The organism is Actinomadura meridiana (assembly GCF_039537545.1).
Lineage (GTDB): Bacteria > Actinomycetota > Actinomycetes > Streptosporangiales > Streptosporangiaceae > Spirillospora > Spirillospora meridiana.
Genome location: NZ_BAABAS010000019.1, coordinates 213,064 through 228,243, shown reverse-complemented (window position 1 = coordinate 228,243; position 15,180 = coordinate 213,064). Strand labels below are relative to the sequence as shown.

At 70.7% G+C, this 15,180-nt stretch carries 13 protein-coding genes; 5 read left to right on the top strand and 8 right to left on the bottom strand.

Going from position 1 to position 15,180, the window contains the following annotated elements:
• The first annotated feature begins 554 nt into the window (after nucleotides 1-554).
• The 3 genes from ABD808_RS25935 to ABD808_RS25925 all read left to right on the top strand — a co-directional run bounded on the left by ABD808_RS25935 (nucleotide 555) and on the right by ABD808_RS25925 (nucleotide 4,791).
• Complete coding sequence (locus ABD808_RS25935; protein WP_344901303.1) at nucleotides 555-3,062, top strand: DEAD/DEAH box helicase; 2,508 nt, start codon at nucleotides 555-557, stop codon at nucleotides 3,060-3,062.
• A gap of 20 nt (nucleotides 3,063-3,082) precedes the next feature.
• Nucleotides 3,083-3,886 carry a carbon-nitrogen hydrolase family protein gene (locus tag ABD808_RS25930; protein WP_344901300.1) on the top strand — a complete coding sequence of 268 codons (804 nt, stop codon included), beginning with the start codon at nucleotides 3,083-3,085 and terminating at the stop codon, nucleotides 3,884-3,886.
• A 62-nt stretch (nucleotides 3,887-3,948) separates the two neighbouring features.
• Nucleotides 3,949-4,791 (top strand): LLM class flavin-dependent oxidoreductase, encoded by an 843-nt coding sequence (locus ABD808_RS25925; protein ID WP_344901297.1) that lies wholly within the window; start codon nucleotides 3,949-3,951, stop codon nucleotides 4,789-4,791.
• A 7-nt stretch (nucleotides 4,792-4,798) separates the two neighbouring features.
• Here ABD808_RS25925 and ABD808_RS25920 read toward each other — a convergent pair whose 3' ends face one another.
• The 4 genes from ABD808_RS25920 to ABD808_RS25905 form a co-directional block, all read right to left on the bottom strand.
• Complete coding sequence (locus tag ABD808_RS25920; protein WP_344901294.1) at nucleotides 4,799-6,172, bottom strand: FAD-binding oxidoreductase; 1,374 nt, start codon at nucleotides 6,170-6,172, stop codon at nucleotides 4,799-4,801.
• A gap of 71 nt (nucleotides 6,173-6,243) precedes the next feature.
• Nucleotides 6,244-6,477, bottom strand: a complete 234-nt coding sequence (locus ABD808_RS25915; protein ID WP_344901291.1) for an RNA polymerase subunit sigma-70 — start codon at nucleotides 6,475-6,477, stop codon at nucleotides 6,244-6,246.
• Between the two features lie 49 nt (nucleotides 6,478-6,526).
• Nucleotides 6,527-7,540: a CNNM domain-containing protein gene (locus ABD808_RS25910; protein ID WP_344901288.1), complete on the bottom strand. Its 1,014-nt coding sequence runs from the start codon at nucleotides 7,538-7,540 to the stop codon at nucleotides 6,527-6,529.
• Entirely contained in the window at nucleotides 7,537-8,889 is a 1,353-nt protein-coding gene (locus ABD808_RS25905; protein ID WP_344901285.1) for a hemolysin family protein, read from the bottom strand. The genes ABD808_RS25910 and ABD808_RS25905 overlap by 4 nt, the downstream gene beginning before the upstream one ends.
• A gap of 190 nt (nucleotides 8,890-9,079) precedes the next feature.
• On the opposite strand from ABD808_RS25905, the gene ABD808_RS25900 reads away from it, so the two are divergent.
• Nucleotides 9,080-10,039: an MBL fold metallo-hydrolase gene (locus tag ABD808_RS25900; RefSeq protein ID WP_344901282.1), complete on the top strand. Its 960-nt coding sequence runs from the start codon at nucleotides 9,080-9,082 to the stop codon at nucleotides 10,037-10,039.
• 239 nt (nucleotides 10,040-10,278) lie between these two features.
• Here ABD808_RS25900 and ABD808_RS25895 read toward each other — a convergent pair whose 3' ends face one another.
• Both ABD808_RS25895 and ABD808_RS25890 read right to left on the bottom strand, forming a co-directional pair.
• Nucleotides 10,279-10,608, bottom strand: a complete 330-nt coding sequence (locus tag ABD808_RS25895) for a histone-like nucleoid-structuring protein Lsr2 (protein WP_344901279.1) — start codon at nucleotides 10,606-10,608, stop codon at nucleotides 10,279-10,281.
• Between the two features lie 15 nt (nucleotides 10,609-10,623).
• Nucleotides 10,624-10,980, bottom strand: a complete 357-nt coding sequence (locus ABD808_RS25890; RefSeq protein ID WP_344901276.1) for a histone-like nucleoid-structuring protein Lsr2 — start codon at nucleotides 10,978-10,980, stop codon at nucleotides 10,624-10,626.
• A gap of 279 nt (nucleotides 10,981-11,259) precedes the next feature.
• Here ABD808_RS25890 and ABD808_RS25885 point away from each other — a divergent pair, with 279 nt between their 5' ends.
• On the top strand, nucleotides 11,260-13,353 hold the full coding sequence (locus ABD808_RS25885; RefSeq protein ID WP_344901272.1) for a catalase: 2,094 nt from the start codon (nucleotides 11,260-11,262) through the stop codon (nucleotides 13,351-13,353).
• Between the two features lie 52 nt (nucleotides 13,354-13,405).
• Here ABD808_RS25885 and ABD808_RS25880 read toward each other — a convergent pair whose 3' ends face one another.
• Both ABD808_RS25880 and ABD808_RS25875 read right to left on the bottom strand, forming a co-directional pair.
• Entirely contained in the window at nucleotides 13,406-14,593 is a 1,188-nt protein-coding gene (locus tag ABD808_RS25880) for a zinc-dependent alcohol dehydrogenase (protein WP_344901269.1), read from the bottom strand.
• Between the two features lie 108 nt (nucleotides 14,594-14,701).
• Complete coding sequence (locus tag ABD808_RS25875; protein ID WP_344901266.1) at nucleotides 14,702-15,154, bottom strand: YbhB/YbcL family Raf kinase inhibitor-like protein; 453 nt, start codon at nucleotides 15,152-15,154, stop codon at nucleotides 14,702-14,704.
• Nucleotides 15,155-15,180: the final 26 nt, after the last annotated feature.

Here is a 15,180-nt window from a genome sequence, read left to right as displayed (position 1 = left end):
ACCCACAACCTCAACTGTGGATATGTGGATACTGTGAGGCCACATGCTTATCTAAATGGCATTGGCTCAGGACCCGGCTGATCTCAATGGCCGCTGGGGTCGGTTTGAGCATCGTTGTGGTCGATCCGGCTTACACCTCGAGGTGGGGCGACCAGCACTGGCGTGTGCCTCTCACCAGCGGCAAGCGAAAGATGTCCCGTCACGATGCCGCAAGCATCGCGATCGGGCGACGTGCTCTCGGGCACCCGATCCGGCGACGGACGGCACCGCCCCGCACCCACCAGAGCGATGGGTGCGGGCATCGGACCGGCCAGACCGCGCCAGGTGCTCCGGAGCGCGAGGGAACCCGCTCGCCCATCACGGAACGTGCACAGGATGCACGCCCCCGTGTGGGCACTAGACAAAGAATGCGGGGGACCAGTGCATCCAAGACCGTTCGGGATGCGCGCAGTGCTGGGGCGTGGGTTCGAGACTCGCCCAGACCACTGAGGGACGGTGAGCCTTATCGATGAGTGGGTGAGCGAGGGAGTCAGGAGAGGGGGCAGGATGGAGAGGTGAGCCTGATCGATGAACTTCCCGCCAGCGCAGATCTCGATGCCGATTCGCTGTTCGAGGCGTTCGAGCGGTGGGTGTCGGGGCGCGGGATCACGCTGTATCCCGCGCAGGAGGAAGCGCTCATCGAGGTCGTGTCCGGGGCGAACGTGATCCTGTCGACGCCCACGGGGTCGGGGAAGAGTCTCGTGGCGGCGGGGGCGCTGTTCGCGGCCATGGGACGCGACCAGGTCGGGTTCTACACCGCGCCGATCAAGGCGCTGGTGTCGGAGAAGTTCTTCGACCTGTGCGAGATGTTCGGCCGCGACAACGTCGGGATGATGACCGGCGACGCCAGCGTCAACGCGGACGCACCGATTGTGTGCTGCACGGCTGAGGTGCTGGCCAACATCGCGCTCAGGGACGGCGCGAACGCCGATATCGGTGTCGTCGTCATGGACGAGTTCCACTTTTACGCCGAGCCCGAGCGCGGGTGGGCGTGGCAGATCCCGCTGCTGGAGTTGCCGCAGACGCAGTTCCTGCTGATGTCGGCGACGTTGGGCGACGTGGCGTTCTTCCAGAAGGACCTCGCCCGGCGGACGGGACGCCAGACCGCGCTGGTGACGTCGGCGGAGCGGCCCGTCCCGCTGATCTACGACTACCGGGTGACGCCGCTGCACGAGACGATCGAGGAACTGCTCGCCGAGCAGAAGGCGCCGGTGTATCTGGTGCATTTCACGCAGGCGGCGGCGATCGAGCGGGCGCAGGCGCTGATGAGCATCAACGTGTGCACGAAGACGGAGAAGGCGCGCATCGCCGAGCTGATCGGCAACTTCCGGTTCACGACGAAGTTCGGACGGAACCTCTCGCGGTTCGTCCGGCACGGGATCGGCGTGCACCACGCGGGGATGCTGCCCAAGTACCGGCGGCTGGTGGAGCGGCTCGCGCAGGCGGGCCTGCTGAAGGTCATCTGCGGCACCGACACGTTGGGCGTGGGCGTCAACGTGCCGATCCGGACGGTGGTGTTCACCGCGCTCAGCAAGTACGACGGGCACCGGGTGCGGCGGCTCCGAGCAAGGGAGTTCCACCAGATCGCAGGCCGCGCGGGACGCGCCGGGTTCGACACGGTCGGGTTCGTCGTCGCGCAGGCCCCCGAGCATGTGGTGGAGAACGAGAAGGCCCTCGCCAAGGCGGGCGACGACCCGAAGAAGCGCAGGAAGGTGCAGCGCAAGAAGCCCCCGGAGGGGTTCGTCGGCTGGGACGAGGACGTCTTCGCGAAACTCCAGGAGGCCGAGCCGGAGATGCTCCGGTCCCGGTTCCAGGTGAGCCACGCGATGCTGCTGTCGGTGATCGCCCGTCCGGGCAACGCGTACCAGGCGATGAAGCGACTGCTGACCGACAACCACGAGGAGCCCACGGCGCGGCGGCGGCACATCTCCCGGGCCATCGCGATCTACCGGTCGCTGCTGGCGGGCGGTGTCGTGGAGGTGCTGGGCGAGCCCGACGAGCTGGGACGCTACGCGCGCATCACCGTCGACCTCCAGGAGGACTTCGCGCTCAACCAGGCGCTGTCCACGTTCGCGTTGGCCACGTTCGAGATCCTCGATCCGTCGTCGCCGTCGTACGCGCTGGACGTCCTGTCGGTGATCGAGGCCACCCTGGAGGACCCCCGGCAGATCGTCGCGGCGCAGCTCAACAAGGCGCGCGGCGAGGCCGTCCAGGAGATGAAGGCCGAAGGCATCGAGTACGAGGAGCGCATGGAGCTGCTCCAGGACGTCGACTACCCGAAGCCCCTGGAAGACGAGCTCGACGCCGCGTACGAGATCTATCGGGCGGGGCATCCATGGGTCGGCGACCATCCGCTGCGTCCCAAGTCGGTCGTGCGCGACATGTACGAGCGGGCGATGACGTTCACCGAGTACATCGGGTTCTACGAGCTGGCGCGGGGCGAGGGGCTCGTCCTGCGATACCTGTCGGGGGCGTACAAGGCGCTCCAGCAGACCGTCCCGGAGTCGATCAAGACGGATGATCTGATCGACCTGATCGAGTGGCTGGGGGAGCTGGTGCGGCAGGTCGACTCCAGCCTGCTGGACGAGTGGGAGCAGCTCGCCAACCCCACCGACGACGACCTGGACGAGCCGATCGAGGAGCGCGTCACGAAGGTGACGGCGAACACGCGGGCGTTCCGGGTGCTGGTCCGCAACGCGATGTTCCGCCGGGTGGAGCTAGCCGCGCTGGAGCGGTACTCCGACCTCGCCGCCCTCGACCCGGACTTCGGCGCCGACGCCTGGGCCGACGCGATGGACGGCTACTTCGCCGAGCACGACGAGCTGCTCACCGGCGCCGACGCGCGCGGCCCGAAGCTGCTCCAGATCGAGGAGGTCCCGGAGGACGCGCTGTGGCGCGTCCGGCAGGTCTTCGACGACCCCGCGGGCCACCACGACTGGGGGATCTCCGCCGAGGTCGACCTGGCGGGCTCGGACCAGGAGGGCGAGGCCGTGATCCGCGTGACCGGCGTCGACCGGATGTGACACACCGAAAGGGGAGGGGCATGGTGCAGGTCGCGGTGGCGCAGTTCGCGCCCGGCGTCAACAAGGACGAGAACCTGGCGACGATCCGCAAGCTCGCGGGAGAGGCGGCGGGGCGCGGCGCGGACGTCGTGGTGTTCCCCGAGTTCGCGATGTTCACCGCGTCGAAGCTGGACGAGCGGTTCGTCGACTCGGCCGAGCCGCTCGACGGCCCGTTCGTGAAGGGCCTCGCCGACCTGGCGGGACGGCACGGCGTGCATGTCGTCGCGGGCATGAACGAACGCCTGGACGAGCCGAACCGCATCTCCAACACGCTCCTCGCCATCGGCCCGGATGGTGATGTCGTCGCCGAGTACCGCAAGATGCACCTGTACGACGCCTTCGGCTACAAGGAGTCGGACCTCGTCCAGCCCGGCGACATCGGCGACCCGGAGACGTTCACGGTCGACGGCGTCACGTTCGGTTTGCAGACCTGTTACGACGTCCGGTTCCCCGAGGTGACGCGCCGGATCGTGGACGCGGGCGCCGACGTGCTCCTGCTGCCCGCCGACTGGGTGCCGGGCCCGCTGAAGGAGGACCACTGGCGGACGCTCGTCCGGGCCCGCGCGATCGAGAACACCATCTACGTTGCGGCGGCCGGGCAGTGCGCGCCGACCGGCGCCGGGAACAGCATGATCGTCGACCCGATGGGCGTGGTGACGGCGGGCCTGGGGGACGGTACCGGCATCGCGGTCGCGGAGGTCTCGCCGGAGCGGGTCGCGGCGGTCAGGCGCATCAACCCCGCCCTTGACCTGCGCCGATTCACCGTCACCCAGGCCCCGGCTTGACAAATGAGTGAGCGCTCACTCAAATGGGCCTGGTCGGACGGTCTGCGGAGAGGGCGCGAGCGATGGGTGATCGACGGTTCCGGTTCGCGGTGATGGCGGCCTACGCGCGGGACGGCGCCGCGTGGGCGGCGCAGGCGCGGCGCGCCGAGGAACTCGGGTACGCGACGCTGCTGACGCCCGACACGTCGGGCACGGCGATGCCAGCGGCGGTGCTCGCCGCGGCGGCCGGAGCCACGACGACATTGCGCGTCGGCACCTTCGTGCTGTCGGTCGCGACCCGTCCCGCGCACATGATCGCCTGGGAGGCGGCGTCGATGGCGTTCGCCACCGGCGACCGGTTCGAGCTCGGCATCGGCGCCGGACGGCCCGGCGGCGAGGCGGACGCGGAGCTGTTCGGCGTGCCCTACCCGGCCGCCGCCGAGCGCATCGCCCGGGTCGAGCAGGTGATCGACGCGGTCGCGAACCCGCCGGAGGGCCTGTACGGCGGGTCCGGTCTTCGGCCGCGCGTGCTGGTCGCGGCATCCCGGCCGCGGATGCTGGCGCTCGCCGCCCGCCGCGCCGACACCGTCGCGTTCGGCGTCCCGCCATTGACGGACGACGCACGGCTCGCCGAGTTCGTCGGCGTCGTCCGCGAGGCGGCGGGGGAGCGGCTCGACGAGGTGGAGCTGTGCACGCAGGTCCATGTCGTCGGCGACGAGGTGCCCGAGTGGCTCGGCCGCCAGATGAACGTGGAACCCGGCGCGATGGCGGCGGCGGGCGCGATCGCGCAGCTGTCCGGGACGCCCCGGCAGATGGCCGACACGCTCGCCAGGCGCCGCGACGAACTCGGCGTCTCGTACGTGTCGGTCTCGTCGGCGTTCGCCGAGCAGTTCGCGCCCGTCCTGGAGCTGCTCGCCGGGCAGTAGCACGCGCCTAGCCGAAGACCTTTCCGGGGTTGAAGATGCCCGCCGGGTCGAGCGCGTTCTTGACGGCGTGGTGCATGGCGATGACGGCCGGGTCCAGCTCGTCGCGCAGGCCACGGCGCTTGAGCAGGCCGATGCCGTGCTCCCCGGCGATGGTGCCGCCGAGCGCGATGGCGCCCGCGATGATCTGGTCGAAGGCCCGCTCGGCGCGGACCCGCGCGGCGTCGTCGCCCGGCGGGATGATGATCACCGGGTGCAGGTTGCCGTCGCCCGCGTGCGCGACGTTCGCGATCCGGGTGTCGTTCTCGGCGGCGGCGGCCTCCACGCGGGACAGCATCTCGGGCAGCAGGCCGCGCGGGACGCACACGTCCTCGGTCAGCAGCGACCCGAGGCGTTCGAGTGCCTGGTGGCTGAGCCTGCGGGCGGCGAACAGCGCCTCCGCCTCGTCCTCGTCGGTGGACCGCGCGCTCCAGGTCGCGCCCGCCTCCTCGAACAGCCGCACCATCGCGTCGGCCTCCGCCTCCCCGGCCTCGCCCGGCTGGTCGGAACGGGCGAGGAGCAGGACGTTCGCGTCCGCCGACAGGCCCATGTTCCGCCACGCGTCGACGGCCTCCAGGACGTGCCGGTCGACCAGCTCCAGCGCGCTCGGCATGAGCCCGGCGGCGGTGACCTTCGCGACGGCCTCGCCCGCGTCCTGGAGGGTGTCGAAGTAGCCGACGATCGTGCGCTCGGGGGCGCGGGCGCCGCGCAGCCGCACCGTCACCTCGGTGATCACGCCGAGCGTCCCCTCGGAGCCGACCATGAGCCCGCACAGGTCGTATCCGGCGACGCCCTTGGCGGTGCGGCGGCCGAGCCGCACGACCTCGCCGCGCCCGACGACCGCCTCGACGGCCAGGACGTAGTCGCGGGTCACCCCGTACTTGACGCAGCACAGGCCGCCCGCGTTGGTGGCGACGTTCCCGCCGATCGTCGACCAGGGCGCGCTGGACGGGTCCGGCGGGTACCACAGGCCGCGTTCGGCGCAGGCCTGCCGCAGCACGTCGTTGACCACCCCGGGCTGGACGACGGCGAGCCGCTCGGCCTCGTTGATCTCCACGATCTCGGTCATCGTCTCCAGGGACAGCAGCACGCAGCCGTCCAGGGCGTTGGCGCCGCCACAGACCCCGGTGCCCGCGCCGCGCGGCACGACCGGGACGCCGTGCTCGGCGCAGACCGCCACGACGTTCCGGACGTCCTCGGTCGATCCGGCGCGGACGAGGGCCGCCGCCGTCCCGACGGGGGCCCACGCCGCCTGGTCGCGCGCGTAGGAGGAGATCACATCCGGATCGGTGACGATCCGGTCGGCGGGGACGAGGGTCCGCAGCTTGTCCAGAAAATCCGACATGGTGCTAAGTAATCACATCCGGCGCAGGTCAGGCCGCCCGGGATGTCACCAGCCGTTCGACGAACATCGCGCTAGTCCTCCCTCTTGAGAATGCGGCGCTTGCCGCCGTGCTTCTTGTGGACGGCCTGCCTGCTCACGCCGAGACAGACCGCGATCTCCTGCCAGGACCAGCCCCGGTCGCGGGCGCTGGCGACCTGGAGGGACTCCAGCCGCTCCGCCAGTTCGCGCAGCGCGCGCACGGCGCGCAGCCCGACCGCGGGATCCCGGTCGCTCGCCTCCTGGGCGAGCGTCACTCCGTCGTCCATGGCGTCAATGTAGGTTGACGCTCGGCCAGGTGTCAACCTACATTGACACTCAGTGGACGGGGAGGAGGGTCGACAGCAGGTCGTCGAGGTTGATCAGGCCAGCGACGTGATCGTCCGGCCCCATGGCGAGCCCGAGGTGGCTGTGGTGCCGTTTGAGGACGCCGACGGCCTCGCCGACCGACGTGCTGATCGGCACCTCGGGCACCGGGTGCGCCAGTGAGCGGGCGGGTGTCCGGTGGCCGCGCGCACGCGCCAGATAGGCGTCGCGGACGTGCACCATGCGGAACTGGCGGCCCGAGTCGCGCAGCATGATCCGCAGGTGGCCGGTGCGGACGGCGGTGTCGATGACCTCCTGCGGCGTCGCCCCCGCCGGGACCGACACGATCTCCGACACCGGCACGACGAGCCCGGCCAGCGGCGCGCGCGGGGCGTCGAGCGCGGCGGTCAGCAGCGCCAGCTCGGTCTCCTCGATCAGGCCGAGGCGCCGCGAGTCCTGGGCGATGCCGCGCAACTGCTCCGGCGTCCGCGACACCTCCCGCGCGTCGACCGGCTGGACGCCCACAAGCCGCAGCAGCAGGTTCGTCGTGCCGTTCAGGGCCGCCAGCAGCGGACGAACGACCGCCGCGAACGCGCGGAAGAGCGGCCCCAGCAGCGTCGCCGACCGTTCCGGATCGGTGATCGCCCACGACTTCGGCGCCATCTCTCCGACGACCATGTGCAGGAACGTGACCAACGCCAGGGCGATCACGAACGCGACACCGTGCGCCGCGCCGTCCGGCAGGCCCGCGGCGTGGAACGGCGGACGGAGGGTCTCCGCGAACACCGGCTCCGACACCAGCCCGAGGCCGAGCGAGCACATCGTGATGCCGAGCTGCGCCCCGGCGAGGGTCAGCGACAGCTCGTCGATCCCGGCGACCGCGGCGGCCGCGCCCCGGCGGCCCCGCGTGGCCGCCCGCTCCAGCCGGGGACGCCTCGCCGCCACCAGCGCGAACTCGGTCGCGACGAAGAAGCCGTTCCCGGCCAGCAGGGCCAGGGTGACGGGCGCGCCGAGAGACAGGTTCACCGGTCCTCCTTCCCATGATCGTCGCCGTCGTCCTCGACGTCGACGGCCCGGATGCGGATCAGGTCCGGCACGTGCCGTTGGACGGTCAGGACCTCGATGAAGGCCGTTCTCGCGGGCTCGTCCAACCGGGTCGGCGGCAGGTCGACGGTCACCGCGTCCCCCGGCTCCGCGACCCGGCCGAGGCGTTTCAGCAGTAGTCCCGCGACGGTCTCGTAGTCGCCCTCGGGCAGCGCGATCCCGGTCTCGTGAGCGACCTCGTCGGTGCGCAGCCCGGCGTCGGTCGTCCACCACTCGCCGCTGCGGATCGCGAGGTCCTCGTCCGGCTCGTTCTCGTCGGCGATCTCCCCGACCAGCTCCTCGGCGACGTCCTCCCAGGTGACCAGGCCCGCGAAGCCGCCGTACTCGTCCACCACGCAGGCCATCGGCTCGCCCGCCGTCCGCAGCCTGGTCAGCACGTCCGGCAGCGGCAGCGACGTCGGCAGCAGCAGCGGCGCCTTGGCGATGTCGCCGACGGCGGTGTGGCGCGCCTCGTCGGCGCCGAGCCGGATCAGTTCCTCCAGGCCGACGACGCCGACGAGGTCGTCGACGCCGGCGCCGACGACGGGATAGCGGGAGTGCCCGGTCGCGGAGATGACCTCGCTCAGCTCGGCGGCGCGCGCCGACGCCGGGACCGTCACCGCGTCGACGCGCGGGATCATCACGTCCTCCGCGTCGCGGTCGGAGAAGGCCAGGGCCCGTTCCAGCAGCACCGCGTGACCCGCCTGGATCTCCCCGGACTCGCCGATGATGTGTCCGAGTTCCTGGAGCGTCGCGCCATGGTGCAGTTCCTCCACCGGCTCGATCCCGACCGCGCGGACGAGCCGGTTCGCGGACGCGTCGAACAGCCTGATCAGCGGGCCCGCCATCGCCAGGTAGACGAGGGTGGACCGGGCGAGCACCCGCGCCATCGCCTCCGCCTTGACCAGCGCCAGGTTCTTCGGGAACAGCTCGCCCAGGATCATCTGGACGACGGTCGCGAGCGCGAAGCCGAGCGCCACCGCGACGCCGCCGGACGCCGCGTCCGGCACCCCGCCCGCCCGCAGCGCCGGGTCGAGGAGGTCGGCCAGCGCGGGCTTGGCGATGAACCCGACGACGAGGGCGGTGACCGTGATGCCGAGCTGCGCGCCCGACAGCATGAACGACAGCCGTCCCATCACCCGCACCGCCCGCGCGGCCGCCCGGTCGCCGTCCGCGGCCCGCTGGTCCAGCAGCGGACGGTCGGCGGTGACGAACGCGAACTCCTGCGCGACGAAGTAGCCGGTCGCCGCCGTCAACACGAGAATGGCCAGCAGCCCGAGCACGGCGCTCACCCGGACCTCCTTCCTGGGGGTGTCCGAGGCCCTCGCGGAACTCCAAGATCCCCTTACCCGTCACGCGCCCTTCACCCCACCGGGTGTTTGGACGGTTGTCAGGTGGTTATCGACCGCTCCGCGTGGAATGAACCCCTGGAATGAACCCGGGACGAGCAGAGGCCGCGGCCACGAGTTCGAGGGGGCGCCCATGCCCAGACCGTTCGCGTCGTCCGCCGATCTGGGCGACAAGGAGCAGACGCTGGAGGTTCTGGCCGACGGCGTGTACGCGCTCACGGCGGAGGGCGATCCGAATGTCGGGGCCGTCGAGGGGGAGGACTTCCTCGTCTGCTTCGAGGCGCTCGCGACCCCGGCCGCGGCCCGCGACTGGCTCGCCGTGCTGCGCGAGCACACCGACAAGCCGATCCGGTACCTGGTCCTGTCGCACTACCACGCCGTCCGGACCCTGGGCGCCAGCGCGTTCGGCGCCCCGGTGATCATCGCGCACGAGCTGACCCGGTCGCTGATCGCCGAGCGCGGCAAGCAGGACTGGGACTCGGAGTACGGCCGGATGCCCCGGCTGTTCAAGGATCCGGACGGCATCCCCGGCCTCACCTGGCCGACCGTGACGTTCTCCAGCACGCTCACCATCGACCTCGGCGGCGACCGGGGCGATCTCGACCTGGCGTACTGCGGGCGCGGCCACACCGAGGGCGACCTCGTGGCGTGGCTGCCCCGGCACCGGATCCTGTTCGCGGGCGACCTCGTCGAGACGCAGGCCGCGCTGTACACCGGAGACGCCTTCCACCAGGACTGGTCGTCCGGCACGCTCGACCACGTCTCCTCGTTCGGCGCGGAGACGCTCGTCGGCGGGCGCGGCGCCGTCGCGCACGGCCGGGACGCCGCCGACGCCGCCGTCGGCCAGACCCGCGACTTCCTCACCACGATGATCCGCGAGACCCGCCGGGTCCGGGCGGAGGACGGCACGCTCAAGGACGCCTTCGACGCCGTGCACGCCCTCCTCGAACCCGCCTACGGGCGCTGGCCGATCTTCGAGCACTGCCTGCCGTTCGACGTGTCCCGGCTGTGGGACGAGCTCGACGGCGTCGAACGTCCCCGGATCTGGACGGCCGAACGCGACCGCGAGGTCTGGGCCCAGCTCCAGCCCTAACCGAACTGGCGGGCGCGGAGATCCACGGTATGGCCGAGGACGCGCATCGCGCCGAACGGGCGCACGTTCCACGGCGCCCCACGACAAGACCGCCTTATTGCGGTGTCCTGGGCCATTCCCGGCAAGCCGTGCAGAAAAGGCGATTTGCCCGTTGCGCATGTAAGGGGCCGGGGGGCGAAAATCCGCCCCCCGGCCCCCGACATCGTGCCGGAGCGCGTCCGGCTACACGAGCGGCTCGGCTAGTGCGCCGCCTCGTACTGCTCGATCACATTGGCGGGGATACGGCCCCGCTCATTGACCTTGATCCCGCGGCTCTTCGCCCACTCGCGAATCTCGGCGGAGCGCTCGCGGCTGCCGGCGGTGCGGGTGGCGCGCCCGCCCCGGCCGGCCGGCTTGCGGGCCTTGCGGGCCCCGGCCACGAATGGCTCCAGACCGTTGCGCAGCTTGCCGGCGTTCTTCTTGCTCAGGTCGATCTCGTAAGCGGTGCCATCGAGGGAAAAGCTGACCGTCTCGTCAGCCTCTCCGCCGTCGATGTCATCGACGAGAAGGACTTCGACCTTCTGTGCCATGCGGGGACTCCCTAACTATGCGTCCGGCTTCGCGTCCGGATGTGCCTCGATGAATGCAGCATAGACCTCATCCGCTATCTTGCCACGTTCAGAGACTTCGATGTCACTTCGCAATGCCCACGCGCGGACATCACCGTTCGTGTAGCCCTTGATCTTCACGGTGCGGGACTTGCGCCCCTTCCCGGCGGGCTTCACCTCGGCGGCGTTCTCGATGAAGGGCGCGAGCGCGTCCAGCATCTGGTTCAGCCGCGTGAAGTTGTCCTCGCTCAAGTCGATCGTGAACGTGCGGCCCAGGACTTCGAAGTCCCGCTTTGCGACATCGGCTCCTTCGGAGCCGTCCATGTCGTCCACCCGAATGACCTTCTCGGCCATGTGTACTCCGTGTTCCCTTCCCCTGGCCTGCGCGGCGACCATGACCGTAGCGGATTTCGCCGTCGAGCACGGCATCGGGTCTCCCGGGCGCGTTGGCGGCCGGGCGCGCACTGGACGGACGCCGCCCGGCGCGGCCCGGGTCAGCCGGGACGGACGGTGTCGAGAACGCCCTGTGGCACGGGGCGGGACCGAAATCAAGTTCCGGTCAAAGTGCGCATGTCCCCGGCATCGAGGGGTAGCGGCCATCACCACTGGCATTTCACGTGAGGGAGCTGAAAGATGGTCAACCCCGCCCGCCGCGAGGACCCGAAGCAGGAGCAGTTGGAGAGTCGGCGGGTCAGCCCCCGGGACGCCCGGCTGACCACCGATCAGGGAATCAGGGTCGACGACACCGACAACTCGCTGTCCGCGGGTGAGCGCGGTCCGTCCCTGATGGACGACTTCCACCTCCGCGAGAAAATCACACATTTCGACCATGAGCGGATACCGGAGCGTGTCGTGCACGCCCGTGGCGCGGGAGCCTACGGCCATTTCCGGCTACACGAGTCGCTCGCCGAGTACACCACCGCCGAGTTCCTGTGCGACACATCACTGACGACACCGGTGTTCGTACGGTTCTCGACCGTCGCGGGTTCACGCGGCTCGGCCGACACCGTCCGGGACGTCCGCGGGTTCGCGACGAAGTTCTACACCCGGCAGGGTAACTTCGACCTTGTCGGCAACAATATGCCGGTCTTCTTCATCCAGGACGGCATCAAGTTCCCCGACTTCGTGCACGCGGTGAAGCCGGAGCCGCCGAACGAGATCCCGCAGGCCTCGTCCGCCCACGACACTCTCTGGGACTTCGTGCAGCTCCAGCCCGAGACCATGCACATGATGATGTGGCTGATGTCGGACAGGGCGCTTCCGCGCAGCTACGCGATGATGCAGGGATTCGGCGTCCACACGTTCCGGTTCGTGAACGCCGAGGGCCGCGCGACGTTCGTGAAGTTCCACTGGAAGCCCCGCCTCGGCACCCATTCCCTCGCCTGGGACGAGACGCAGAAGATCGCGGGCAAGGATCCGGACTTCAACCGCCGGGACCTGTGGGACCGGATCGGCGACGGCGACTTTCCCGAATACGACTTGTGCGTCCAACTCGTCCCGGTCGAGGACGAGCACAGATTCGACTTCGACCTGCTCGACCCGACGAAGCTCATCCCGGAGGAGGACGTCCCGGTGCGGCGGGTCGGCACGCTGACCCTGGACCGTAACCCGGACAACTTCTTCGCCGAGACCGAGCAGGTCGCCTTCCACCTCGCCAACGTCGTGCCCGGCATCGACTTCACCGACGACCCGCTGCTCCAGGCGCGGCTGTTCTCCTATCTGGACACGCAGCTGATCCGGCTCGGCGGGCCGAACTTCCCGCAGATCCCGGTGAACCGTCCGGTCGCGGACGTCCACAACCACCACCGCGACGGCTACCACCAGATGGACGTCCACCAGGGTCAGGCGAGCTACCACAAGAACTCGCTGTCGGGTGGATGCCCCGTGGTCGGCGGCGAGGGCTCCTACACGCACTTCCCGGAGCGGGTGGACGGCGCCAAGATCCGCAAACGGAGCGCGAGCTTCGCCGACCACTACTCGCAGGCGACGTTGTTCTGGAACAGCATGTCCGACTGGGAGAAGGGGCACATCGTCGGCGCGTTCCGGTTCGAGCTCGGCAAGTGCGACCACAAGCACGTCAGGGAGGGCGTCGTCGAACAGCTCAACCACGTCGACCACGACCTCGCCGTTCAGGTCGCGGACGGTGTCGGCGTCGAGCCGCCGCAGGCACCGGCGGGCGCCAACCACGGGCGCACCTCGCCCGCGCTGAGCCAGGAGAACCTCGGCTCCGACTCGGTCCAGGGCCGCAAGGTCGCGATCCTGGCGGCGGACGGCGTCGACTCGGCGGCCGTCGCGGCGGTCGGCGACGCGCTGAAGGACGCCGGGGCGATCTGCGAGGTCCTCGCCGCGAAGGACGGGTTCGTCCAGGCCGCCAACGGGGGCAGGGTCGAGGTCACCCGCGCGATGTCGACGGTCGCGTCCGTTCTGTACGACGCGGTGCTGGTGCCGGGCGGCGAGCGGAGCGTGGAGACGCTCGCGGAGGACGGCGACGCCCTGCACTTCGTCGCCGAGGCGTTCGTGCACTGCAAGCCGATCGGCGCTCTCGACGCGGGCATCGACCTGCTGGGCCGTGCCGGGATCACCGGGGTCTCCAGCGCGGAGGGCACGGTGAGCGAGGGCGGCGTCGTCACCGGCACGGGCCCGGGCGGCGACTTCTCCGCCGCCCTGATCGACGCGATGAAGGCGCACCGGCACTGGAGGCGCCAGAAGTCCCACGTCCCCGCCTGATCCCGAGAAAGGGCCCGCCCTCGTGAGGGCGGGCCCTTTGTCTCGTTCGGGTTCAGGCGGCGGGCTGGAGCAGCACCTTGATCGCGCCGTCCTGCTTCTTCTGGAAGATCTCGTACGCCTGCGGCGCCTTCTCCAGCGGCCAGCGGTGTGTCGCGAGGTCCATCACACCGAGCGGGTCGGCGTCGTCGGTGACCAGCGGCAAGAGGTGGTCGATCCACTTCTTGACGTGTGCCTGGCCCATCCGCAGCGCGATGCCCTTGTCGAACATCCGTAGCATCGGCAGCGGGTCCGTCATGCCGCCGTAGACGCCGATGACGGAGATCGTCCCGCCGCGCCGGACGGTCTCGATCGCGGTGCCGAGCGCGGCGAGCCGGTCCACGCCGACGCGCGACATCAGCGGCGCGGCGGAGTTGCCCGGCAGGAGGCCGGTGAGCGTCTGCGCGAACTTGGCGCCGGGCGAGCCGTGCGCCTCCATCCCGACCGCCTCGATCACCGAGTCGGGGCCCCGGCCGCCGGTGATCTGCCGGATCGCGTCCGGCACGTCGTCGACGTCGTCGGCGTCGACCACCTCGAGGCCGTGCCGCCGCGCCATCTCCAGCCGCTCCGGGACGAAGTCGACCGCGATCACCCGGTGGCCGTGGTGGCGGGCGATGCGGGCGGCCATCTGCCCGATCGGTCCGAGGCCGAGCACGGCGACCGTCCCGCCCTCGGGGACGTCGGCCCAGTGGACGGCCTGCCACGCGGTGGGCAGCACGTCCGACAGGTACACGAACCGTTCGTCGGGCGGGCCGTCCGGTACCTTGATCGGCCCGAAGTGCGCCTGCGGGACCCGCAGGTACTCGGCCTGCCCGCCGGGCACCTGCCCGTAGAGCTTGGTGTAGCCGAACAGTGAGGCGCCCATTCCCGTTTCGCGGTTCTGCGTCGTCTCGCATTGGGCGTACAGCTCCATGCCGCACATGTGGCAGTGCCCGCACGAGATGTTGAACGGGATCACCACGCGGTCGCCGGGCCTGACGTGCGTGACGTCGGCGCCGGTCTCCTCGACGATCCCCATCGGTTCGTGGCCGAGGACGTCGCCCTCGCTCATGAACGGGCCGAGCACCTCGTACAGGTGCAGGTCGGATCCGCAGATCCCGGACGAGGTCACCCTGATGATCGCGTCGTCCGGTTCCTTGAGCTCCGGGTCGGGCACGTTCTCGACCCGGACGTCGCGCTTGCCGTGCCAGGTGACGGCCTTCATCGCTCCTCCTCGTCCGTTTGTTCTGAAATGGGCGGATTGGAGGCGCCCTACCCGGCCGGGCGGCGCGAAACGTGGGCCCCGCCCGCTGACGCGCCCGCCGCGGGCGGGTCAGCGGGCGTAGGTGCCGACCAGGGCCGCGGAGGCGAGGACGTCGTCCTTCAGGGCCGCGCGCAGGTCGTCCCGCGAGAACCCGGAGGTCAGCCCGGACGGTCGGCGCAGCGCGTAGAGGGTGAACACGTAGCGGTGCGGCGGGTCGCCGTGCGGCGGGTGCGGCCCGCCGTAGCCGAGGTCGCCGAAGCCGTTGCGACCGCGGGCGAGGCGCGGGCCCTCCTGGCCCGCCGCGAGCCCGTCGAACTCCGGCGGGATGTCGCCCAGCATCCAGTGGACGAACGTGCCGCCGCGCGCGTCCGGGTCCTCGCAGACGAGCACGAGCTCCAGGCACGCGGCCGGGACGCCCGACCAGATCAGCGCGGGAGAGACGTCGCCGGACTCGTGCGAGTACGCCGCCGGGACGGGGCCGCGGTCGGCGAACGCGGGGCTGCTCAGCGTCAACTGCTCCATGGGGCCGTCGTGCCCGGTCGCCGCCG

Excerpts from the sequence above, each read along its gene's own strand:
- ABD808_RS25900 (WP_344901282.1), top strand. The coding sequence starts at position 9,080 with ATGCCCAGACCGTTCGCGTCGTCCGCCGATCTGGGCGACAAGGAGCAG.
- ABD808_RS25880 (WP_344901269.1), bottom strand. The coding sequence starts at position 14,593 with ATGAAGGCCGTCACCTGGCACGGCAAGCGCGACGTCCGGGTCGAGAAC.
- ABD808_RS25875 (WP_344901266.1), bottom strand. The coding sequence starts at position 15,154 with ATGGAGCAGTTGACGCTGAGCAGCCCCGCGTTCGCCGACCGCGGCCCC.
- ABD808_RS25930 (WP_344901300.1), top strand. The coding sequence starts at position 3,083 with ATGGTGCAGGTCGCGGTGGCGCAGTTCGCGCCCGGCGTCAACAAGGAC.
- ABD808_RS25920 (WP_344901294.1), bottom strand. The coding sequence starts at position 6,172 with ATGTCGGATTTTCTGGACAAGCTGCGGACCCTCGTCCCCGCCGACCGG.
- ABD808_RS25890 (WP_344901276.1), bottom strand. The coding sequence starts at position 10,980 with ATGGCCGAGAAGGTCATTCGGGTGGACGACATGGACGGCTCCGAAGGA.
- ABD808_RS25925 (WP_344901297.1), top strand. The coding sequence starts at position 3,949 with ATGGGTGATCGACGGTTCCGGTTCGCGGTGATGGCGGCCTACGCGCGG.
- ABD808_RS25915 (WP_344901291.1), bottom strand. The coding sequence starts at position 6,477 with ATGGACGACGGAGTGACGCTCGCCCAGGAGGCGAGCGACCGGGATCCC.
- ABD808_RS25895 (WP_344901279.1), bottom strand. The coding sequence starts at position 10,608 with ATGGCACAGAAGGTCGAAGTCCTTCTCGTCGATGACATCGACGGCGGA.
- ABD808_RS25885 (WP_344901272.1), top strand. The coding sequence starts at position 11,260 with ATGGTCAACCCCGCCCGCCGCGAGGACCCGAAGCAGGAGCAGTTGGAG.